The organism is Gracilimonas sp., assembly GCF_017641085.1.
Classification (GTDB): Bacteria; Bacteroidota; Rhodothermia; order Balneolales; family Balneolaceae; genus Gracilimonas.
Genome location: NZ_JAEPPI010000002.1, coordinates 346,500 through 367,566 on the forward strand (window position 1 = coordinate 346,500; position 21,067 = coordinate 367,566).

The following is a 21,067-nucleotide window of genomic DNA, read 5'->3' on the forward strand; positions in this document are numbered from 1 at the left end:
TACATCTTACAAGCGGACGCTTGCACTATTTTATGAAGCTTGCACAATTTCAGATTTCATCACACCCAGCGCCGTACTTTCTTCTTGTAATCCAGAAACTCATCCCCAAACTTTTGCTCCATTACCTCTTCTTCAGACTTTATCTGAAACTCGTTCATATACCAGATGAAGCATGGAATGAACAGCACTGTAAGTAAATTCCCTAATTTAAACACAGCCGCACAAAGAATAAGAACCATCCCCAGATACATCGGGTTTCTTGTAAGGCGATAGATCCCTGACTTCACAAATGCAGAAGTATCCTGTGGTTTATGCGGGTTTACGGTGGTTGATTTTTTACTAAACTCAATCACCCCCAAAAGAACTACCAGACCACCTGAAGAAATGAGCAAGCCATACACCCATTCCGGAGTTTTTAGAACTAATGGCTCAAGAGTAAGCCAGCGATCTGTCAACCACATCAATACCACACACAGCAGGAACAGAAGAGCCGGGGGGATTTTCAGTTTTAACCCATTCATGGTAGTTCTAAATTTTATCAAGCGATTTGCGCTCCGGGTTTTGCAGTTTTTGGTATTCACTCATGCTCATCCCGGTTATTTCTTTAAACTGTCGCGATAAGTGTTGAAGGTTCTTATATCCTAACTGATACGCAATTTCGCTGAAGCTGAGATTCTCATACTCCACCAGTTCTTTGGCCTTTTCAATCTTCAGGCGGATAAAATATTTTTCGATCGTAATTTCTTCTTTCCGGGAAAAAACGCGGGATATGCTTGCATAGCTTTTGGTGAGTTTCTTAGCCAGGTAGTCTGATAATGAAGTCTCATCCGTTTTCAGCTCTCCCGAATCTACCCATTGAATCAGTGTTGTTTTCACCTTTTCCACTAAAATGGAATCTTCATCCTTAATCAGGCCAAAGTTGAAGCGCTCCAGTTCTTTTTCAATCTCTTTAAGGGTGGGATGATCGCCCTGACGGGTTACTTCAGCCTTTCCAAGCTGAACATGATCTACTTTAAGCCCCAGTGCCGTAAGCGCGGTTTCTATGACCATCTCGCAGCGGTCGCAAACCATGTTTTTTATATGCAGCGTCATTTTTTCCATAGCATCAAGGTAAATTTAAAACCTCAAGTACCAAGCACCAAATTCCAAGCTCAAGGATATTGGTCATTGAGATTTGGTGCGAGGTCATTAATCCTATTTATCTGACCACACCGCGAACTCGTTGCCACTGGGTTCGGTAAAATGAAAGCGCCGGCCGCCGGGAAAGGGAAAGGTGTCTTTTACAATTTCTGCCCCTGCATTTTTGACTTTTTCCAATGTGGCTTCCAAATCTTCGCTATAAAAAATAACCAGGGCTGCACCGGTTTCCGTTGTTGATTTCATTTCCGACTTATAAAACCCTCCGTTAATCCCCTCGTTCGAAAAATCACAGTACTCCGGGCCATAATCCGTGAACTCCCAGCCAAAGACATTCCTGAAAAAGGTTTTAGTAGCTTCAAGATCCGCAGATGGGAATTCTACATAATCTATTTTCTCGTGTTTGCTCATATCATCTTGATTCGTTCAATTGTGGTTGAGGGCATTTTAAGCCGTCTCCATTAATATATTCCACCACAGATAAGTATCAAATATTGATGCTTTTTTTAGGTACAATAAAGAGAAACTTTAAGTAATTGTTTCTATGAAATCATTTGATGTTATAAAGTCGACCGGGGAGCGAGAAAAATTTAAGTTGTCCAAGTTAAAGCAGTCGTTGGGTAACGCCGGTGCTCAGCCGCCGGTTATTAAAGCTGTAGTGAATCATTTAGAAGAAACCGGTTACTTTCGGGATAATATCACTACAAAAGAAATTTACCGCGAGGCTTACCGTCTTCTCAAAAAGAACTCGAAGCGAGTGGCACGCAGATATAAGCTGAAAGAATCGTTGCTCGAACTGGGTCCTTCAGGATACCCTTTTGAAGTTTTGATATCTGAAGTATTCAGGAGCTTAGGGTACAAAACTGAGGTTGGGGAAACCGTTCAGGGTAAGTGTGTTTCTCATGAAATAGACGTAATTGCACAAGATGAACAGGAGATTTTCATGATTGAATGCAAGTTCCACAACCGGAAAGATCATCATTGTAATGTCACTATACCTTTATATGTGCAGTCCCGTTTTTTGGATGTTTCAGAAAACTGGAAGACTGACTCAAACCTAAAAAACAAAAAACCTTGTGGTTATATCGCAACCAACACCCGGTTTACTCAGGACGCTATTGATTACGCGGTATGCTCCGGAATGAAATTACTGAGCTGGAATTACCCAAAAGAACAGGGTTTGCGCAGTTTGATTGAAGAGGCACAAATCCACCCGATTACAGCTTTATTAAGCTTGACCAGGAAAGAGAAACAGTCATTATTAAATGAGGATATCGTTCATTGCAAGCAGCTGCTGGATCAGCAAGAGGTCTTGAATCAACTGCAATTCAGCCATAGTAAAAGATCAAAAATTATAAAGGAAGCAGAGGAAGTGTGTACCGTTTAACAAACTTGGTTTGGTGAAGCTGCTTCATTATCATCTGATAATCTTAAACCCGGACATTCATCATGAAAGAGAAAATATTTTCCTACGAAAACGAAGACATCAAAGTCACCTGGGACCTGAAGCGATGTATCCACGCTGAAGAGTGTGTGCACGGGCTGCCCGATGTATTTGACCCCAACCAAAAGCCCTGGATACAACCTGAGCAAGCCGAAGCCGGGGATCTGACAGAAGTGATTGAGCGATGCCCTACAGGAGCCTTACATTATGAATTAAAGAAATCCGCTGAAAAGGAAGAGGCGCCGGAACAGAATGTCATCACCATTGAGAAAGACGGGCCCATTTATATACACGGCGAAGTGGTGATTCGGGATATGGATGAAAACGTCGTGCTCAAAGATACCCGCGTAGCCATGTGCCGCTGCGGCAAATCCAAGAATAAACCTCTTTGCGATAACTCACATATTGAGGCTGAGTTCAAAGCCGATACCTCCTACAACCCGGAACGACTGCGCACTGAACCGGTAAACGGAAAGGGTGGAGAGCTTTCCATCAAACTGTTTGATAACGCGCCCTTTCTGGTACAAGGTAATTACGACCTGGTAGGTGAAGAAACGGGGAGGGAAACTTGCAGCAAGAAAATGAGTTTTTGTCGCTGTGGGGGATCCCATACCAAACCCTTTTGCGACGGCACTCACAAGAAAGTCGGATTTGTTTCTGACTAAAGATCATTCGTGTAATTATTAACTTATGAGGGATATTGACCTATTCTCAAAATAACGAATAACAGTTATCAAGATGTCCAATCCTAAAATCATACTTGCTGTTGCGGCTTTCTTGCTCGCCATTGCTGTTGCAGCCGGTGCTTTCGGCGCCCATGCTTTAAAAAATACTCTGAGTGCAGAGCGACTCGAAACCTGGCAAACAGCTGTTCAATATCATGCCTGGCATGCGCTGGGACTGATGCTGATTGCCCTAATCGGAGCTCAGTTTCAGATGGTTGTAACCTTGCCGGCTTCACTGATTCTGTCAGGAATCCTTATTTTTTCCGGCAGCCTGTATATACTGTGCCTGTCCGGAGCAAGCTGGCTCGGAGCTATCACCCCCATTGGTGGTGTCGCTTTTATTGCCGGATGGGTACTCCTTGGAGTGCAGGTTTTGAGAAATGGTTTTCAATGAAATAAATCCATAATATTTGCTTCAGGAGTTCACTAACCGTTATACTCATGAAGACTTTCTTACCGTTCTTATTGGTTTCTTTATTTCTTTTTGGATGCGATTCTGAAACCCCCGGTTTTGTCTCTGCCACCACAAACCCTCCGGTTATAGAAATTTATAATGGCACGGAGAAACCCATTTTTTATTTTCTGATTGAATCCAACACTTTAGCTTTTGTTGATTTAGCTGATCCATGCGAAAACTTCCAGCCCAACTTGCCAGTTGGAAGCACACTCACCCTCCCTTATGAGCAAATACTCGGTTTTAATAAAGACGCTGAAACGGCCTGGTTTATGTGGACCGACTGTCAGGGTAATGGAGATTCAGAGACTATCGATTTGTTTTAGTTTTTGGAATGCCGAAAACCTTCACTTAGATAATCCGATATGCATATTGAGGCTTTCTACGATTATTGCCTGTCATTGCCCGGGGTTTCCGAGGACTTTCCTTTCGGAGAACAAACCCTGGTTTTTAAAGTCATGGGCAAGATGTTTGCCCTTACCGACATTGAGAGCTTTGAAAGCATTAACCTTAAGTGTGACCCGGTGAGAGCACTCGAACTTCGAGCATCCTATAAAGAGGTTAAGCCCGGTTATCATATGAACAAAAAGCACTGGAACACGGTGAGTACTACCGGTGCTTTAGGAGATGAGCTACTGTTTGAGCTGATTAAACATTCTTATGACTTAGTAGTAGCCAGGCTTCCCAAAAAAGATCGTGAAGCTCTATCCCCCTGAGCCCGATTTACCTGGCACCATGCGGCTCATCATCTTCTTAAAGAAAGCCCAGAAAAATTCAAATTGGCCAAACAAGGCTCCATAGATCAGCAGGAAAATATTGTACAGCGGAAGGATAGTTACCAGCCAAACAACCGCCTTAAGCCAGAACGGATCCGTGTCGATAATCCCTATCAGGTTAAAAACGAAACGTCTGGCGTAAAGTGCCGTAAAGCCGGTGCAAGCAAAAACGATGAGTATCACCAGCACTTGCCAGTTGCTGGTTATTCCCCACCGGGATTTTAATTGTTGAAGTATTTTCATCACAAAAGTTTTATTTGTCAAAAAATATCCTTTTTCTAAACCTATATGAAGTTAAATAGTTAGATTTATTTGTAGGAAATTTTTACAAAAATACTAATGTGCTTTCTTGCAATTCCTTCTTCCGGCAGGTAGTTTCAGCTGAAAGGAAGGACACTCGGAGTTTATTTGAAGACTTACAATCAGGGTATGCATTCATATGTAATGGAGGCGATTGGTGCCTTTTTTCTTGTATTGGTTTTTGGCTTTACAGGAGATCCGCTCGCTATCGGCTTAACCTTAATGGCTTTGGTTTATATTGGTTCCCGCGTTTCGGGAGCTCACTATAACCCTGCCGTTTCCCTCGCATTTTTTTTGAAAAGAAGGCTTTCCGGAGCTGAATTGGCAGGCTACCTGATCGCACAGCTTTTCGGAGCATTTCTGGCAGCAGCAGCTATTTTCTTTCTCTCCACTTCTGTTTTTTACATTGAACCTCCGTCAACTACTAATTTATATCAACAGGTATTTGCCGAAGTTGTATTCACCTTCATTTTTGTACTGGTGATGCTTACCCTCACATTCACTAAAAGCTTCCGTAAAAACTCCCTATCCGGTTTAGCTGTTGGACTTACTTTTGGCGGAATGCTGATGGTGGCTACCCCCGTTTCAGGCGGTATTTTAAATCCGGCAACCTCCATAGGCACAGCCAGCTTCGATCTTATCAATGGAGGAAATTCTATTATTCACTCTCTGCTTTATACACTGGCTCCATTAACCGGCGGAGCATTGGCTGCTTTTGCGTTCAGCTATTTTCATAGATCGGAATTCTGAAATAGAACCGGCTTCCAACTCCTTCTTCACTCTCTACCTTGATATCACTTTGATGTGCATTGAGGATTCCCTTAACAACCGATAAGCCTAAACCTGTCCCGCCTTTATCCCTTGACCGCGCCTTATCCGTGCGATAAAAGCGATCGAATAAACGATCCAGGTGCTCCTTGCCAATTCCGGGTCCGGTATCTTTTACGTACACTTCTACCCGCTCATCCATTTGCTTCAGTCCCACTTCCACCTCGCCTTCCTGGGTGTATTTGATGGCATTCGAAATCAGGTTATCTACCACCTGCTCCATTTTATTTGGGTCGGCATTTACCATAAATGACTGCAGGTTAGCTGCTTTTAGCTGAAGTCCTTTTTCCTGTGCAATCGGCTCATACACCATCATCACTTCGTCAATAATTTCCTTTAAATCAAAAACCTCACGGTTGATAAAGTTTTCGTCAAAATCATACCGCTGCAGCGTTTTGATATCCTCGAATAATCGTGCGACTCTTTTTATCTGTTTCTGAGCCGTCACCATATACTGCTTTTTCTTTTCAGGCTGAAGGTTTTTCAGCTCTAACATCTCTAGTGCTCCGGAAATGGTGTGCAGAGGATTTCTGACTTCGTGAGTTATATCCGCGAAAAACTGGCTCTGCTTTTCGTTGAGCATTTTCAGCTTCTCATTATCTGCCCGAAGGGTGCGAGCCATATGGTTTAGTGAATCAGCCAATGTGCCGAACTCATCATTTCTGTTCAGATCAATTTTGCGGTCCAGGTTTCCTTTTGCAATATCAAGTGCTGCCTCATTCAACCGCTGAATGGGTGCCGCCATGTACCGCGCAAATAAAATACTAACAACGATCACAGCCGCTATGGAGAAGAACATCCCCGCATAAATAATATGACGAATACTGGCCACTGCAGCATAATACTGCTTTTTATTCTGACTGATTCTGAGGTACTGAGCGGCGTTATCCGACTGCCCCAGATCTACATAAGCGATAAGCTTTTCCGGGTTCTCGTCAGACCGGACGATAGGGTCACCATCTTCACGCTCCAGCTCGGTTAATAAATCTTCGTTCAAATACGGTTCTACATCCTCAAAAGCAGAATCAGGAAAGGTTAAAAAGCGAACCCCGCCTCTGTCATAAACCGCCATTTCGTATTTAGAAAGTCGGGCCTGCCGCTGAATTTTATCATCAAACAGAGCATTATCTTTAAAACTGCCGGCCGCAAGAGCCAGGGAAAGTGCATCCCTCTCAAACTGTTCCACGCCTTCATCCAACAAAAAACTGCGGATGGTTAATATGGAATAAGCACTTATTGTGATGATCCCGATGATAAGCAGGATGATGTAGGTCCACGCTAATTTGGATCTTATTTTCATGAATGCAGAAACTCTTTGTTGAACCCATAGCCTACGCCACGGTATGTTTTTATGAGCTTGCCTTCATCACCCATTTTTAAGCGCAGATTTTTGACATGTACATCAACGGTTCGGTCAAATACATACTTTTCCTCATCGGAGATCTTTTCCAGAATCTGCTGTCGGCTATACACCAGTTTGGGGTTCTGCATTATCATTTCCGCGATGGTATATTCGGTGTGCGTCAAATCGATCAACTCTTCGTTGATATAAAGCTCCTTAGAATCCAGGTCCAAATAAACGTGACCATACTGTATCCAGTTACTTTTTTCAGGTGAACGGCGGCGCAGTTGTGTTTCAACATGGGCTTTTACCAGATTCAGGCTTGCCGGCTTTTTGATGTAATCATCCGCCCCAAGCTCAAGTCCCTCAATTTCGTCTTTCTCTTCATCCCGAGCTGTCAGAAAAAGCACCGGAATTTCGTACACCACCGGATGTTTGCGAATGTGTCTGCATATTTCTTTCCCATCGTGATGGGGAACCATGATATCTAGAATTGCCAGGTGTAGATCATTGGCGTTATCATCAATTAGCTCAATGGCTTTTTTGCCGTCTTTTGCCCACAAGACATCATAGTCATTAAGTTCCAGAAAGTTTGCCAGCATTTCGCCGGATTCTTCCTCGTCTTCCACCAACAGGATTGTATGTTTGTTGCTCATTTATTCACTTTTTATGTATAAACGTGTTTAAGTGTTCGGGTGTTAAAGTACGTTTTTTAGCATTACTTTAACACTCCAACACTTTCATACTGTAACACTTATTACTGCAAAAAATCAGAATTTAAGCATGAATTACCAAGGAAAAACCATCTGGATTACCGGAGCTTCATCAGGAATCGGAGAGGCCTTCACCAGGGCATTCTACAAAGAAGGGGCCAACCTGATTCTATCTTCGCGCAGACAAGAGGTTTTGGAGGACGTAAAGAACAGTTTGGGAGAAGACACTTCCAATGTGAAGATTATCACTCTCGATTTGATGGATGGGGACTCTTTTCCCGAAAAAACCAGGGAAGCGCTGGCTGCCTTTGGTCAGATTGATGTACTGATTAATAACGGAGGGGTGAGTCAGCGTTCAACCGTGATGGAGTCTGAAATGAGCACGTTTCGACGACTGATGGAGATCAATTATTTCGGGGCTGTTGGGTTGACTAAAGAAGTACTCCCGCATATGGTGGATCGGAAATCGGGGCATATCATCGTAACCAGCAGCGTGGCGGGTAAAATTGGCACTAAATTTCGGTCAGGTTATGCAGGCAGTAAACATGCGGTTCAGGGATTTTTCAACTCACTTCGGCAGGAAATGTATGAGCATAATGTAGCCGTGACCTTACTTTGCCCGGGATTCATCAAAACCGATATCTCCAAAAATGCCTTAACCGGAGACGGTTCCAAATTCGACAAGATGGGAGACGCTCACTCCAATGCCATGACGGCCGATGAAATGGTGGCCAAGGTAATGCCAAAGATTAAGTCTCAAAAAGAAGAAATTTATGTGACTGGCTTCAAAGAACGCTTAGCCCTTTGGGTGCAGCGGTTCTCCCCAACGTTATTAAACAAGATTTTGAAAAACCAGAAAGTTACGTAGTTCATTATTGGTTAATCGTTATTCGTTATTAGTAGCCGATTACACGAATAATGATTAACGAACTCACCCTAACCGCTTCCGTTTTATAAGATAAGCCAGCAAGGATTGATCAAACTGCCCTTGCGTATCCATTTCGGCAAAGTCGATTTCAAACTCACTGCAGGCCATGCGAAATTTCTTGGTGTACTCTTCCACTTTCTTCCGGTAATCTTCCCGAACCTGAGCAGGTAGCACTTCCACTTCCTCATCAACTTCCATGTCTTCAAAAACAAAGCGCCGGTCGGGGAAATCCAGATCGCGTTCACTTTTCTTTTCCAGCACGTTGAATAACAGCACTTCATGCTTTCGGTGGCGAAGGTGTTTCAGGGCAGAAATAATCTCTTCATGCTCATCGATATTTTCAAAGAGGTCGGTGATGATGACCACCAGGCTACGGTGATTTAACCGTTCGGCCACTTCGTGTATAGCCTGGGCTGAGGCTGTCTTACGCTTTTCGGGGTCGTTCTTTTCCTCACGGATCAGTTCCCGCTCCAGCTCGGTATAAATCTGGCGAAGATGGGCATAGGTTGATTTTGCGGGTATAAACGCATCGATTTTTGAATTAAAAGGAATGAGTCCGCAGGCATCCCGCTGACGGTGCATCATATACATAAGCGAGGCGGCGTAATGAATTCCATACCTAAGCTTTGTCCATTCCCCAAAATGCTTAAACAGCATGGACGAGCTTGTATCCAGCATCACATAAGAGCGCAGATTTGTCTCTTCCTCATACTGCTTCACATAAAACCGCTCTTTCTTGGCATATACTTTCCAGTCGATATGCTTGAAGTCATCGCCGGGATTGTACGGCCGGTGTTCCGCAAATTCCACACTGAACCCATGAAACGGACTTTTATGCAGCCCGGAAATAAATCCCTCTACAATCTTCTTTGCCCGCAGTTCAAGCGAGGATAATTTCGACAGTATGCTCGGTTCTAAAATCATGATTTATGGTACTATTAATAATCTTTTTTTGAAAGGCGGATTCTTTACTTCTGAGCTAATTTCTTCACAATTACTTCGCATAGAACCGGTAACATACCGGCACTCACTCACTACATGCTTTCTTTCATGAATGCTACCTATAAACAACTCACTTCGATAATTATTGGCCTTGTCGGTTTCCTGGTTCCGTTCTTCATTGAGATCCCCGGACTTTCGGAAGCCGGACATGTGGCCCTGAGCATTTTTTGTATTGCCGCCATCTTCTGGATGCTGGAACCTGTTCCCATCTACGCTACTTCCATGCTGGTGATTTTACTCCAGGTGTTTTTCCTCAGCAAGCAAGGGGTTCTTTTTCCGGAAGTCTCGGCCGAATACACTCCCAACTCGTACACTGAATTCATTGGCACCTTGGCAAACCCGATTATCATTTTATTTTTGGGGGGATTTGTGCTGGCTGATGCCGCCGTAAAATTCGATCTGGATAAAAACCTTACCCGGGTTTTGCTAAAACCTTTTGGAGCCAACCCAAAGTTCATCATTCTTGGGTTGATGGTGGTTACTGCTCTGCTTTCAGCATTTATGAGTAACACCGCTACCACCGCCATGATGATGACCGTCATTCTGCCCATTATAGCCCGAACCAAGCCCGGCGACCCGCTTCGAATTGGTCTCGCTTTGAGCATCCCTTTTGCAGCTAACATCGGGGGGATTGCAACCCCCATCGGAACCCCGCCCAATGCCGTTGTAATTGGTGCTCTAACCACACAGGGCATTCATATTGCTTTTACTGAATGGATGCTGCTCGCTGCTCCTCTTGTCATCGTTGTTTTAATGGCCAGCTGGGTTATTATACTTTGGATATACAAACCGGCATCCAAAATAATTGAGCTCGACATGAGCGGCTCATTCCAGAAAAATAAGGAAGCAATCTTTGTATATCTCATTTTCGGAATTACCGTTGTGCTTTGGATAACAGAGTCGCTGCACGGAGTTGGCAGCAGCATCGTAGCCCTTCTTCCGGTAGCGGCTCTTTCTTTAACGGGCATTCTGGATCAGGAGCGCATTCGCAAGCTTCCATGGGAGGTTTTATGGCTGGTTGCCGGCGGTATTTCATTGGGAATTTCCATGGAAAGCACCGGGCTGGCCGAATGGATTATTACCAGTATCAGCTGGAATATGTTTACTTCCATTTTCCTGATTATCGCATTCAGCCTGGTGGCTATTGTCATGTCTAACTTTTTATCCAACACCGTTTCAGCCACATTACTGATCCCGTTAGCCGTGAGCCTTGCCACTTCCGGGGCGGCCGGTGAAGGATTTAGCCTGGTGCTGATCAGCTTGGTGATTGGGGTGAGTGCCAGCCTCGCAATGATGCTGCCTATATCAACCCCGCCAAATGCCATTGCTATGAGTACCGGAACTATAAAAACAAATCAAATGACCAAAGCCGGTTTTGCCATAGGAATTTTCGGGCTGATGATGGTGACGCTTTATGCCCTGTTTTATTGGCCATTAATCTTAAATTGATGAGGACTCTGCCATGGATGAAAAAATTTACATATTGATTGTTGAAGATGAGCTTGAAGTGATGGACGCCCTCATTAAAGACCTTGAAAAGTTCGAGGAATTCTTTCCCGTTGAAGCAGCCAATAACGCTGACGAAGCCCGGGACGTCATAGACTACATTCTGGATCATGGCCACAAAGTCGGGTTAATTTTATGTGACCATGTATTACCCGGACAAAATGGAGTGGATTTGTTGATTGAACTTCAGCAACTGCCGGAATCCGCCAAAAGCCGCAAGGTGTTGGTTACCGGTCAGGCCGGACATGAGGATACCATACTCGCCATCAACAAAGCTGACCTTGACCATTATATTGCAAAACCATGGACGAAAGAGCAGCTGGAAGAAGTAGTTTTAGCCGAACTAACGGACTACGTGATCGCCAACAAAAAGAACCTTCTTCCATTCATGCAGATTCTGGATGCCGAAAAACTTTCAGCAGCCATGCGTAATAACCAAATGACCGACCACTAACCGTATATGGAATTTCAACAGGGCATATCGTGGCTTAATGATACCGAGACTATTCTCCGGTTCATACAGCGGCTTGTTCATGAGCTGGATGAATTGAAAGAACATCTTTTGGTATTGGAAGAGGGAGAGGTTCTTTTCAGCCAGGGAGATCCCCTCGAAGACGTCTATCTGTTGCTTGAAGGGCAGGTTAAGCTGACCCGAACGCAGGCTGATGACAGTGACATCACATTAACCACGTTGAATCCCGGAAGTTTTGTGGGATTGATTGCATTTACAACCGGTGAACCTACGCTTACGACGGCTAAAATCATCCAAAAAGGGATGGCCCTTAAGATGAAACCCCAGCAGTTTGAGCAGTATCTCAGCGACCACCCACGGTTAAAGCATCCGCTCCAGCAGCTGATGCTGAACAACATGATTCAGCGATATAAAAGTAACATTCGGCTTCACACCCGAACGCACCTTTTAAACAAAGAACTTGGAAAAGAACGGGATGACCTGAAAAACGCCTACAAGCGTCTGGAAGAAACCCATCAACAGCTGATTCATCAGGAAAAAATGGCTACGCTTGGTGAGTTGGTGGCGGGTTTTGCCCATGAAGTAAACAACCCGGCCTCGGCGCTGATGCGGTCGGCAGAAAACCTGATCGAAATTTACTCCACCTTCGAGGAATCAGATGCAACCTATCAACTTTTCAAACTGGGATTACAAAGCGAACCACTGGATAGTACTGAACTGCGTAAGCAAATGCTTCAAATCGAGAAACAGTTTCCCTGGGTTCATGACCGGGCTTCGGTACGTAAACTGGCTCAAATGCCCGGCAATGCCCTTCAAATCATTAAAGAACAGCGAAAAAAACAGGATATCGAAAACCTGATCAATCACTTTGAAGCCGGCCGCATGATCCACAACATCCGTATTGCCAGTAACCGGATTGCCAACCTGGTGAAAAGCCTGAAAAGCTATAGCCGCCAGGATCGCAATAAAGAAGAGTTTACCGATATCAGAGACGGTATAAAGGATACGGTTTTGGTATTAAGTAATCGGCTCAAATATATAAACCTGAACCTCGATCTGGACGACATTCCCAAAACCTGTATTCAGGTGGGCGACTTAAATCAGGTATGGACTAATATTCTGTTAAACGCCTGTGACGCCCTCAACGACTCCGGTGAAATCACCATTTCCACCAACCATGTGGCTGCCAACATTGTGGTAGAAATTTCAGATAACGGCCCCGGCATCCCCGAGGATATTATTCATCGTATTTTTGAAGCCAACTTCACCACTAAAAATCAGGGCGCCAAGTTTGGCCTTGGCCTCGGCTTACCCATCTCCAACGAAATCATAAAACGCTCGGGCGGTAACATTGAAGCTGAAAACCTTGATCAGGGTGGAGCCAGATTCAAAATCACACTTCCTGTTAAAGACGACTGTTAGTTAGCCATTCTTTTCGTTGGCCATGTAATACAGCTGCATTATGCGAATTTGGTCGTAGCCGATTTTTTTGTTCATCCGGTCGTAAACCACCTTCAGCATATGAGATCCCTTTTCGTCAAAGATTTTAATGATTTCATCCTGCTGCCGTAGTGAAAGTGATGTAGCTTCCGTGATTCCATCGAGCCGAAGATCGTGGCCTTCATTCAGATAATCCTTCAGATGGTTGAGGATGGTAACTTCCTTCACACCATGCTCTTCAGCCAGGTGTTCAATCCGCTGCCCGTCGTTGAAAGCCTTTCCGATTTTCTGGTGCAGCTCCACATTTTCCAGCTCTTCGGCTTTCTCCTGCAGCGTTTCCTCTTTGGCTTCAATACCGTGTTCAGAGGTGTACTTCTTGATAATCCCAATAAAAGCCGAGCCGTATTTTTTGAGTTTTACATCACCCACACCATAAAGTGGCAGCAAATGCTCTTTATCTTTCGGGAAGTAATAAGCCATTTCCATCAGTGTGGTATCCGGAAAGATAGTATAGGGAGGTATTCCTTTCTCATCTGCCATTTTCTTCCGCTCTTTGCGAAGAATCTCGAACAGGTTTTCATCGTAGGATGCTTCCACTTCCGTAGCCACACGCGATGCTTCCTCGTCACTGAGCATAGTGCTGGTTCGGTCTAAGGTTCCGTACACATTTTCATCTCCTTTCAGAACCGCATCGGCTTTATCCTCCAGCTGCAGAACCGCGTATTCTCCTTTGGATAGATAGTCCTGACGAACCAGCATTCTGGAAAGTTGCTCCCATTGATCTTTCGACCACTCCTTTCCGGAGCCGTAGGAATCCAGTTTATCATGCTCCAGCTCAAGAACTTTTTTAGCTTTAGACCCACGCAACACATTAATCACCTGCGTTTTTCCGTAGCCTTCTTCAAGCTCTTTCACACAGGTAAGCAGCTTCTTAGCCTGCAGGGTGAAGTCTTCCACATCTTCATCTTTAGACAGGCAGTTATCACACATGCCACATTCATCCTTCGGATATTCTTCTCCGAAATATTTCATCAGCGGCACACGGCGACACTTTTTAGACTCGATAAATTTGAGCAGGTCATCAAGGTGCTTTTCTGCAATTTCTTTTTCCTGCCCTTCTTTTTTGTTGATGAAGTATTTAATCTTCTGCGTGTCCGCATAACTGAATAGCATCACACAATCGGAGCGGAGGCCGTCTCGTCCTGCCCGGCCAATTTGCTGGTAATACTGCTCGATGTTCTGCGGCATATCGTAATGCATCACAAAACGGACGTTCGGCTTGTTGATCCCCATCCCAAAAGCGATGGTTGCCACGATAATCTGTATATCATCGCGGATAAACTTACGCTGGTTGATAGCGCGGTCGCGGTCGGATAAGCCCGCATGGTAGGGTTTCACCGAATAGCCTTCATCTTCAAGCTCCTGATACAGTTCATCTACCTGCCGGCGGGAAGTACAGTATATAATGCCGGACTGATTTTTTCGTGTATAAAGGAAATCTAAAACCTGGTTCGTTGGATCGTCTTTATCGGCAATTTTCAGGAACAGGTTGGGGCGGTCAAAACTGGCTATAAATTCTTCAGACTCCCCAAACTCCAGCGTTCGCATAATATCTTTTCGTACACGCGGAGTAGCCGTAGCGGTCAGAGCCATGCAGGTAGCATCAGGGAATAATTCCTTTCGAACCTCTGCCAGCTGGCGGTAATCCGGCCGAAAATCATGCCCCCACTCTGAAATACAGTGCGCTTCATCTACTGCGAACAATTCTACCTTGATATCCTTTAGCAGGTCTTTAGTCTTATCCATAAGCAGCGTTTCCGGAGCGATGTACAGCAGCTTGGCTTTTCCCTGCAGCACCTGCCGGCGGTTGTATCCATAAGCTTCCGGTGATAGCGAGCTGTTCAAATGCACCGCATTAATATCATATTCACGGAGCTGCTCTACCTGGTCTTTCATTAGTGAAATAAGAGGAGACACTACCACGGTCAATCCATCAAACAACAGCGCCGGAATTTGGTAGCATAGTGATTTACCGCCACCGGTGGGCATTATTACAAGTGCGTCTTTTCTCTTGAGGGCCTGGTCGATGATGTCTTCCTGTAGCGGGCGGAAGGTGTCGTAGCCAAATGTTTCCTTTAGGGTAGCTTTTGCTTCTTTGATCACAGATTATTTTGATTTTTGGATTTCACAGATTTATAATTTGCTGTGAATTCACTCTTTAATTCTTATAGTTTTTTAGTTTTGCGATACGCTTAAAGTTAAGGCTGTTTTCACCAAAATTTAAGAGTAATGCTACTTCAAGCTTATAGGCCTTCAGATAATTCAATACCTGAGATATGTGTTGGTCATTAATTTCGCCCACCGCTTTTAGCTCAACAAGGATTTTTTCCTCCACAAGTAAGTCAACCCTTCTAGCTCCAACTTTTGCATCTCGATAATACAAAGGCATGGTTAATTCACTTTTATAATTCAATCCCTGGTGAGATAATTCATGTTCCATTGATCGATGATAAACAATTTCTCGAAAGCCATTTCCCAATTCGGAATGCACCTGCATTGCAGCTCCAATGATCTTACCCGTCAATTGCTTGTACTTAAAATTTGGTGTTTTGGTTTGATTCATTTTCTACCACTTTATTCTCATTCAATGGTTAGAGCTACTTCAAACCAATTCCTTACACCCGGAACAAAGATTTAATGAGATTTTTGGACATGATAAATTTCATATGAAATCCCACAATCGATAAATCTACCAAATCTGTGATTCCTTACTTCGAGAGATACAAGCTCTTGAACTCATACGGTTTCTTGAAGTGATCGTCGTTGAAGTCTTTGGCGAAGTAGATGCTTTCGCCGGTGGATTTCATCTCCGGCCCCAGCTCCTTCTTCACTTCCGGGAATTTGTCGAATGGGAATACCGGCTCTTTGATCGCCCAGTTTTCCAGTTTCGATTCCAGATCGAATTCCTTCAGCTTTGCTCCAAGCATCACCTTGACACCGATGGCTGCTTCCGGGCGTTGTGTTGCCTTAGCCAGGAACGGGATGGTGCGCGTGGTTCTTGGATTTGCCTCCAGCACATACACCTTATCATCTTTGACGGCATACTGCACGTTCAGGAATCCGAGAATCTCCATGTTTTCCGCTATCTTCTCCTGGTATTCTTCGATCGTTTTGATGACTTCATCACTCAATGAGTAAGGCGGAAGGACAGCGGTGGAGTCACCTGAGTGTACACCTGCCGGCTCTATATGCTGCATGATCCCGGCTATGTGAAGCTGGTCGCCATCATAAACCGAATCCACATCTACCTCAACAGCCTGCTCCAGGTACTTATCAATCAGAAAGGCGTTCTCGGGATGTGTTTTCAGGATGTTGGCTACATATTTGCGCAGCTCTTCTTCTTTTACAGCGATCCGCATTCCCTGTCCTCCCAGTACATAGCTCGGGCGGATCAGAACCGGGTAGCCAATTCTTCCGGCAATCTTAACTGCTTCCTCAACCTCTCGAGCCGTTCCGTACTCGGGAAACGGAATGTCGAGTTTCTTCAGGAATTTGGAGAACTCGCCTCGGTCTTCGGCAAAGTCAATCATGCCGAAGTCGGTTCCGAAGATCTTAATGCCTTCTTCCACAAATCGTTTTCCAAGCTTAAGGGCTGTTTGTCCGCCCACCTGTAGGATCACTCCCTCTGGTTTTTCATGGTCGATGATATCCAGCACACGTTCCCAATACACTGGCTCAAAGTACAGTTTGTCGGCAAAGTCGAAATCGGTGGATACCGTTTCGGGGTTACAGTTAACCATTATGGCTTCGTAGCCCATTTCCTTCGCAGCCAGCACAGCATGGGTGCAGGAGTAATCAAACTCAATCCCTTGTCCGATTCGGTTCGGGCCACTGCCCAATATTAGCACTTTCTTCTTGTCGGTTACTTCACTTTCGTTTTCACCTTCATAGGCAGAATAGTAGTATGGTGTTTGTGCCGGGAATTCAGCCGCGCAGGTATCAACCATCTTGAATGACGGGGTAATTCCGAGTTCTTTACGACGGTCGCGCACTTTTTTGTCATCTACTTTCTCTCCGCTTTTACTTAGCAGGAAAGCAATTTGAGAGTCGGAAAAACCGGCTTGCTTCAGCTCAAAGAAATCGTCTTTTGAAATCTCTTTCAGTGCTTGGCCTTCCGTGCGGTTTTCAAGCGAAACCATGTATCGGATTTGCTGCAGGAACCACGGATCTACTTTAGTGATATCCGCAATTTCTTCCACAGAAGCTCCCATCTTGAACGCATTCCGTATCTGCATGGAGCGATCCCAGTAGGGCTTCAGTAATCGCTCGCGGACCGTTTTTCGATCAAATTCTTCGTAGCCATCGGCGCCTAAGCCATCGCGGCCAACTTCCAGCGATTGCCAGGCTTTGTTCAAAGCTTCCGGGAAATTCCGGCCGATCGACATCACCTCACCTACGGCTTTCATCTGTGTGGTGAGCTCTTCATCCACACCCGGGAATTTGTCAAAGTTGAAGCGTGGAATTTTGCAGACTACATAGTCAATGCTTGGCTCAAAGCAGGCAGATGTGGTTCCGGTGATCTGATTTTTCAGCTCATCCAGCGTATATCCCACAGCCAGCTTGGTGGCTACTTTAGCGATCGGATACCCGGTAGCTTTAGAAGCCAGTGCGGAAGACCGACTCACGCGGGGGTTAATTTCAATGGCAACAAGCCGGTCGGAGCCGGGCTCCATGGCAAACTGCACATTACATCCCCCTGCAAAGGTTCCAATCGAACGCATCATCTTGATGGCCGAATCCCGCATGTGCTGTAATTGCTTGTCGGTGAGCGTTTGTGTCGGGGCCACCGTTACGGAATCTCCGGTGTGAACACCCATTGGATCCATATTCTCGATGGAACAAATGATAATCACGTTGTCGTTGGCATCGCGTAGCAGCTCCAGCTCGTATTCCTTCCACCCGAAAATTGATTCCTCAATAAGCACCTGGTGAACCGGGCTCAGCTCGAGGCCACGCAGTACTTTTCGTTCAAACTCATCTTCATTCCAAACGATACCGCCACCGGCTCCACCCATGGTGAAGGAAGGTCGAATAACAATCGGCAAGCCGCCCAGCTCTTCAACAATTTCTTTTGCATCCAGCAGCGATTGGGCAGTCCGGCTGCGACACTGCTCAATCCCAATCTCTTCCATTTTATCCCTAAACAGCTGCCTGTCTTCGGTCAGCTCAACCGCATCAATATCCACACCAATAATATGGATGTTATTATCTTTCCAGAAGTTCTCTTTTTCCAGATCACGGCACAGGTTCAACCCGGTTTGCCCACCCATAGTTGGAAGTACCGCATCGGGTTTTTCCTTGGCTACAATTTCCCGGATGGAATCGGTAGTCATCGGCAGCATATAAACCGCATCGGCCATAATCGGGTCGGTCATAATGGTAGCCGGGTTCGAGTTGATAAGTACAATCTCGTAGCCTTCTTCCTGCAGCGAACGGCAAGCTTGAGATCCGGAATAATCAAATTCGCAGGCCTGACCAATTACAATGGGTCCGGAGCCGATAATCAGAATTTTGTTGATGTCGTCGCGTCTTGGCATGAGTTTCGTCGTAATTATTTGTTAGTGGTAAATAGATTGTTGGTGATAGATGGTTTTTGACGAAGGACGATTGACCGCCGACCGTCATTTGCTCACTTCTGTTCTTTCATCATGTCGATGAACTGATCGAACAGGTAGGCTGAGTCATGAGGGCCGGGGGATGCTTCGGGGTGATATTGCACCGAGAAGCCGGGGAAGTTTTTGAATTTCAGACCTTCAATCGTCCCGTCATTCAGGTTTACATGGGTAACCTCGGCGATCTTGTCATCCAGGGAGTCTTCATCTACCGCAAAGCCATGATTCTGGGTTGATATTTCAACCAGTCCGGTACTCAGGTTTTTTACGGGTTGATTAGCCCCGCGGTGACCGACAAACATTTTCTTGGTTTTCAGCCCTTCATTCAGCGCCATCAGCTGGTGGCCTAGGCAAATCCCAAAGACCGGTTTTCCGCTTTTTTTGGCAAAGTCAACCACTTCAAGAGCATACTCCGCTGTTGCGGTAGGGTCTCCCGGGCCATTCGAAAAAAAGTAACCGTCTGCTTCCCACGCTTCTACTTCCTCAACCGGGGTTTTGGCCGGAAACACCCGGAGTGTGCATCCTCGCTCATTGAGATTGTTAATAATGTTTTGTTTGATGCCGTAATCAAATGCAGCTACGCGGTATTCGTCTTCTCCGTTTACCGTTTGGGCTTCCGACCGGGTTACTTTTGAAGCCAGCTCCAGGCCTTCCATATCGTCCCAGTCTTTTGCCATTTGAACTAATTTATCCTCATCAAGCTCAGTACTGGAGATCACAGCGTTCATCACTCCTTTTTCGCGGATATGTCGAACCAGTTTTCGGGTGTCCACACCTGATATTCCGGTAATTTCATTGTCTTCGAGGTATTCCTGGAGGCTTCGGTCGGCCATAGGATTACTGTACTCCCATGAAAAGGCTCGGGTGATAACACCGGCCACCATCACCCTGCGGGCTTCATCATCCCGTGGCATGGTTCCGTAATTTCCAATGTGCGGGTAGGTCATCATCATAAGCTGACCGTAGTAACTCGGGTCGGTGAAAATTTCCTGGTAGCCGGTCATGCTGGTATTAAAGCACAACTCGCCGCCGGTTATTCCTTCGTGTCCAACGGCCTGGCCGTGAACAACGGTACCATCGCTGAGTGCAAGTATGGCTTTTTTCTGTGGGCGTAGTGACATGGATTAGATGTATTTCGGGTTTAGTGAGTTTGGTTGATAAGAGGTCACAAACACGGTGTTTGCAACGGGAAAGGCGTTCGGTAAAATTTTCAGATCAAAAAAAATCCGACTGCGAATACCGCGCCGGATTTTGAAAATGATATTGAGAAATGGAAAAGCCATCAATCGCGCGACCTCCATTTTTGGGTGCGCGGTGGCAGTGCTTCGAAACTATGGATTGCTAAAATGGTAATGTGAGTCAAAGCTTGTTTGAAGTTTTCCTAAGATACGCAGTGCAAAGATTGGATTCAATTTTGATTCTGTGTTTTAATCAATATTTCGTTGGCTAGAGCAAGTTTCCGGTTTTTTGGGTTTATTAATTAGAAACATGGGTGCACATACATGCTTCACTACTTTCGACAAATTCGCCAGAAACTCATCCTGCAAGAAAAAGCCCGGAAATATCTTCTTTATGCTATGGGTGAGATCATTTTAGTCGTTATTGGAATCTTAATTGCCTTGCAAATTAATAATTGGAATCAGGATCGTATAAATCGTGCCAACGAAGAGTTTTACCTCGTTAATTTAATCAATGATATCAATTTACAGATCGACGAGCTCAACAGCACTATTCAGGCGGAAGATACTGTAGCATTAAAACTCAGAGCAGTCGGAGACCTTTTAAAGGAAGGGTTGACGCCCGAAGACATGCCAACATTGAATCTTAACCTCTCCTACCTGCTTGCCAATCGATCCGTAAATATTTTTGATGCTACTTTTGAGGATTTGAAATCTACTGGAAACTTAAAACTTATTGATGATGAGCATTTAAGACAGAAATTAACAGCGTTCTATCAGTCAATGGAGCGTGCAGACCGCGTGCTTTTAAAAAATGAAGGGTTTAAGAATCAAATCAGAGAAGAAATGATCAGATATTCACTGGTTAATTTTAACCTGGACTATGACATCGGACTTACAACTTTTCTTAAAACATCCGGCATTCCGGTGTATAACCCAATACAGGATATTAAAAATCAAAATAAGTTTGACCGGATTGCAATGGAAAACATTTTCAGTGACGATGGCATAATGAGACTGAACAACCTGTTAACCAGCAGATACCTTTCAAGCCTGGTATCTGTTGCAACTTTAAAAGTCGTAAGGAATCAAGCCGAAGAACTAATAATTGATATTAGAATAAATTTGGGCGATTAATGATTCACCTTTT

22 protein-coding genes are annotated in these 21,067 nt (G+C 44.9%); 11 read left to right on the plus strand and 11 right to left on the minus strand.

Annotation, left to right across the window (positions count from 1 at the left end; translation table 11 throughout):
* Positions 1–59: 59 nt before the first annotated feature.
* From JJ941_RS08460 to JJ941_RS08470, 3 genes are all read right to left on the minus strand, one after another.
* Complete coding sequence (locus tag JJ941_RS08460) at positions 60–521, minus strand: isoprenylcysteine carboxylmethyltransferase family protein (protein WP_290963802.1); 462 nt, start codon at positions 519–521, stop codon at positions 60–62.
* Positions 522–528: 7 nt separating this feature from the next.
* Positions 529–1,101 carry a helix-turn-helix domain-containing protein gene (locus JJ941_RS08465; protein WP_290963805.1) on the minus strand — a complete coding sequence of 191 codons (573 nt, stop codon included), beginning with the start codon at positions 1,099–1,101 and terminating at the stop codon, positions 529–531.
* A 93-nt stretch (positions 1,102–1,194) separates the two neighbouring features.
* Positions 1,195–1,548 (minus strand): VOC family protein, encoded by a 354-nt coding sequence (locus tag JJ941_RS08470; RefSeq protein ID WP_290963808.1) that lies wholly within the window; start codon positions 1,546–1,548, stop codon positions 1,195–1,197.
* 184 nt (positions 1,549–1,732) lie between these two features.
* Here JJ941_RS08470 and JJ941_RS08475 point away from each other — a divergent pair, with 184 nt between their 5' ends.
* From JJ941_RS08475 to JJ941_RS08495, 5 genes are all read left to right on the plus strand, one after another.
* Complete coding sequence (locus JJ941_RS08475; RefSeq protein WP_290963811.1) at positions 1,733–2,524, plus strand: restriction endonuclease; 792 nt, start codon at positions 1,733–1,735, stop codon at positions 2,522–2,524.
* A 62-nt stretch (positions 2,525–2,586) separates the two neighbouring features.
* Positions 2,587–3,246: a CDGSH iron-sulfur domain-containing protein gene (locus JJ941_RS08480; RefSeq protein ID WP_290963813.1), complete on the plus strand. Its 660-nt coding sequence runs from the start codon at positions 2,587–2,589 to the stop codon at positions 3,244–3,246.
* A gap of 73 nt (positions 3,247–3,319) precedes the next feature.
* Positions 3,320–3,700, plus strand: coding sequence for a DUF423 domain-containing protein (locus JJ941_RS08485; RefSeq protein ID WP_290963815.1), 381 nt, complete (start codon positions 3,320–3,322; stop codon positions 3,698–3,700).
* A 47-nt stretch (positions 3,701–3,747) separates the two neighbouring features.
* Complete coding sequence (locus tag JJ941_RS08490; protein ID WP_290963818.1) at positions 3,748–4,086, plus strand: hypothetical protein; 339 nt, start codon at positions 3,748–3,750, stop codon at positions 4,084–4,086.
* A 39-nt stretch (positions 4,087–4,125) separates the two neighbouring features.
* A complete protein-coding gene (locus JJ941_RS08495; RefSeq protein WP_290963821.1) occupies positions 4,126–4,476 on the plus strand; it encodes an MmcQ/YjbR family DNA-binding protein in 351 nt (116 codons plus the stop codon).
* Here the strand turns inward: JJ941_RS08495 and JJ941_RS08500 are convergent.
* Positions 4,465–4,779: a DUF6787 family protein gene (locus JJ941_RS08500; protein ID WP_255134273.1), complete on the minus strand. Its 315-nt coding sequence runs from the start codon at positions 4,777–4,779 to the stop codon at positions 4,465–4,467. The two genes, JJ941_RS08495 and JJ941_RS08500, sit on opposite strands and share 12 nt — an antisense overlap.
* Positions 4,780–4,965: 186 nt before the next feature.
* Here JJ941_RS08500 and JJ941_RS08505 point away from each other — a divergent pair, with 186 nt between their 5' ends.
* On the plus strand, positions 4,966–5,586 hold the full coding sequence (locus JJ941_RS08505) for an aquaporin (RefSeq protein ID WP_290963824.1): 621 nt from the start codon (positions 4,966–4,968) through the stop codon (positions 5,584–5,586).
* On the opposite strand, the gene JJ941_RS08510 is transcribed toward JJ941_RS08505, so the two are convergent.
* Positions 5,558–6,964: a HAMP domain-containing sensor histidine kinase gene (locus JJ941_RS08510; RefSeq protein WP_290963826.1), complete on the minus strand. Its 1,407-nt coding sequence runs from the start codon at positions 6,962–6,964 to the stop codon at positions 5,558–5,560. The genes JJ941_RS08505 and JJ941_RS08510 overlap by 29 nt on opposite strands.
* A complete protein-coding gene (locus tag JJ941_RS08515; RefSeq protein ID WP_290963828.1) occupies positions 6,961–7,662 on the minus strand; it encodes a response regulator transcription factor in 702 nt (233 codons plus the stop codon). Before JJ941_RS08515 ends, JJ941_RS08510 begins: the two co-directional genes overlap by 4 nt.
* A 127-nt stretch (positions 7,663–7,789) precedes the next feature.
* Between JJ941_RS08515 and JJ941_RS08520 the strand changes: the two genes are divergently transcribed.
* Positions 7,790–8,587: an SDR family oxidoreductase gene (locus tag JJ941_RS08520; RefSeq protein ID WP_290963831.1), complete on the plus strand. Its 798-nt coding sequence runs from the start codon at positions 7,790–7,792 to the stop codon at positions 8,585–8,587.
* A gap of 63 nt (positions 8,588–8,650) precedes the next feature.
* Here the strand turns inward: JJ941_RS08520 and JJ941_RS08525 are convergent, their stop codons facing one another.
* Positions 8,651–9,571: a DUF58 domain-containing protein gene (locus JJ941_RS08525; RefSeq protein ID WP_255134266.1), complete on the minus strand. Its 921-nt coding sequence runs from the start codon at positions 9,569–9,571 to the stop codon at positions 8,651–8,653.
* Positions 9,572–9,697: 126 nt separating this feature from the next.
* Here JJ941_RS08525 and JJ941_RS08530 point away from each other — a divergent pair, with 126 nt between their 5' ends.
* The 3 genes from JJ941_RS08530 to JJ941_RS08540 are packed head-to-tail and all read left to right on the plus strand — an operon-like array spanning position 9,698 to position 13,049.
* Entirely contained in the window at positions 9,698–11,098 is a 1,401-nt protein-coding gene (locus JJ941_RS08530) for a DASS family sodium-coupled anion symporter (RefSeq protein WP_290963835.1), read from the plus strand.
* 13 nt (positions 11,099–11,111) lie between these two features.
* Positions 11,112–11,609 carry a response regulator gene (locus JJ941_RS08535; protein WP_290963838.1) on the plus strand — a complete coding sequence of 166 codons (498 nt, stop codon included), beginning with the start codon at positions 11,112–11,114 and terminating at the stop codon, positions 11,607–11,609.
* Positions 11,610–11,615: 6 nt separating this feature from the next.
* Positions 11,616–13,049, plus strand: coding sequence for an ATP-binding protein (locus tag JJ941_RS08540; protein ID WP_290963840.1), 1,434 nt, complete (start codon positions 11,616–11,618; stop codon positions 13,047–13,049).
* Here JJ941_RS08540 and recQ read toward each other — a convergent pair whose 3' ends face one another.
* From recQ to carA, 4 genes are all read right to left on the minus strand, one after another.
* A complete protein-coding gene (gene recQ, locus JJ941_RS08545; protein ID WP_290963842.1) occupies positions 13,050–15,230 on the minus strand; it encodes a DNA helicase RecQ in 2,181 nt (726 codons plus the stop codon). It lies immediately after the preceding gene.
* 55 nt (positions 15,231–15,285) lie between these two features.
* Positions 15,286–15,690 carry a GxxExxY protein gene (locus tag JJ941_RS08550; protein WP_290963843.1) on the minus strand — a complete coding sequence of 135 codons (405 nt, stop codon included), beginning with the start codon at positions 15,688–15,690 and terminating at the stop codon, positions 15,286–15,288.
* Between the two features lie 145 nt (positions 15,691–15,835).
* Positions 15,836–18,664, minus strand: coding sequence for a carbamoyl-phosphate synthase large subunit (gene carB / locus JJ941_RS08555; RefSeq protein WP_255134260.1), 2,829 nt, complete (start codon positions 18,662–18,664; stop codon positions 15,836–15,838).
* A gap of 92 nt (positions 18,665–18,756) precedes the next feature.
* A complete protein-coding gene (carA, locus tag JJ941_RS08560) occupies positions 18,757–19,860 on the minus strand; it encodes a glutamine-hydrolyzing carbamoyl-phosphate synthase small subunit (protein WP_290963845.1) in 1,104 nt (367 codons plus the stop codon).
* A gap of 381 nt (positions 19,861–20,241) precedes the next feature.
* On the opposite strand from carA, the gene JJ941_RS08565 reads away from it, so the two are divergent.
* Entirely contained in the window at positions 20,242–21,054 is an 813-nt protein-coding gene (locus JJ941_RS08565; RefSeq protein WP_290963848.1) for a DUF6090 family protein, read from the plus strand.
* Positions 21,055–21,067: the final 13 nt, after the last annotated feature.

What these genes read in the sequence shown, in the direction of transcription:
- JJ941_RS08460 (WP_290963802.1), bottom strand. Translation starts at nt 521, where the DNA reads ATGAATGGGTTAAAACTGAAAATCCCCCCGGCTCTTCTGTTCCTGCTG.
- JJ941_RS08465 (WP_290963805.1), bottom strand. Translation starts at nt 1,101, where the DNA reads ATGGAAAAAATGACGCTGCATATAAAAAACATGGTTTGCGACCGCTGC.
- JJ941_RS08470 (WP_290963808.1), bottom strand. Translation starts at nt 1,548, where the DNA reads ATGAGCAAACACGAGAAAATAGATTATGTAGAATTCCCATCTGCGGAT.
- JJ941_RS08480 (WP_290963813.1), top strand. Translation starts at nt 2,587, where the DNA reads ATGAAAGAGAAAATATTTTCCTACGAAAACGAAGACATCAAAGTCACC.
- JJ941_RS08485 (WP_290963815.1), top strand. Translation starts at nt 3,320, where the DNA reads ATGTCCAATCCTAAAATCATACTTGCTGTTGCGGCTTTCTTGCTCGCC.
- JJ941_RS08490 (WP_290963818.1), top strand. Translation starts at nt 3,748, where the DNA reads ATGAAGACTTTCTTACCGTTCTTATTGGTTTCTTTATTTCTTTTTGGA.
- JJ941_RS08495 (WP_290963821.1), top strand. Translation starts at nt 4,126, where the DNA reads ATGCATATTGAGGCTTTCTACGATTATTGCCTGTCATTGCCCGGGGTT.
- JJ941_RS08500 (WP_255134273.1), bottom strand. Translation starts at nt 4,779, where the DNA reads ATGAAAATACTTCAACAATTAAAATCCCGGTGGGGAATAACCAGCAAC.
- JJ941_RS08505 (WP_290963824.1), top strand. Translation starts at nt 4,966, where the DNA reads ATGCATTCATATGTAATGGAGGCGATTGGTGCCTTTTTTCTTGTATTG.
- JJ941_RS08510 (WP_290963826.1), bottom strand. Translation starts at nt 6,964, where the DNA reads ATGAAAATAAGATCCAAATTAGCGTGGACCTACATCATCCTGCTTATC.
- JJ941_RS08515 (WP_290963828.1), bottom strand. Translation starts at nt 7,662, where the DNA reads ATGAGCAACAAACATACAATCCTGTTGGTGGAAGACGAGGAAGAATCC.
- JJ941_RS08520 (WP_290963831.1), top strand. Translation starts at nt 7,790, where the DNA reads ATGAATTACCAAGGAAAAACCATCTGGATTACCGGAGCTTCATCAGGA.
- JJ941_RS08525 (WP_255134266.1), bottom strand. Translation starts at nt 9,571, where the DNA reads ATGATTTTAGAACCGAGCATACTGTCGAAATTATCCTCGCTTGAACTG.
- JJ941_RS08530 (WP_290963835.1), top strand. Translation starts at nt 9,698, where the DNA reads ATGAATGCTACCTATAAACAACTCACTTCGATAATTATTGGCCTTGTC.
- JJ941_RS08535 (WP_290963838.1), top strand. Translation starts at nt 11,112, where the DNA reads ATGGATGAAAAAATTTACATATTGATTGTTGAAGATGAGCTTGAAGTG.
- JJ941_RS08540 (WP_290963840.1), top strand. Translation starts at nt 11,616, where the DNA reads ATGGAATTTCAACAGGGCATATCGTGGCTTAATGATACCGAGACTATT.
- JJ941_RS08550 (WP_290963843.1), bottom strand. Translation starts at nt 15,690, where the DNA reads ATGAATCAAACCAAAACACCAAATTTTAAGTACAAGCAATTGACGGGT.
- carB (WP_255134260.1), bottom strand. Translation starts at nt 18,664, where the DNA reads ATGCCAAGACGCGACGACATCAACAAAATTCTGATTATCGGCTCCGGA.
- carA (WP_290963845.1), bottom strand. Translation starts at nt 19,860, where the DNA reads ATGTCACTACGCCCACAGAAAAAAGCCATACTTGCACTCAGCGATGGT.
- JJ941_RS08565 (WP_290963848.1), top strand. Translation starts at nt 20,242, where the DNA reads ATGCTTCACTACTTTCGACAAATTCGCCAGAAACTCATCCTGCAAGAA.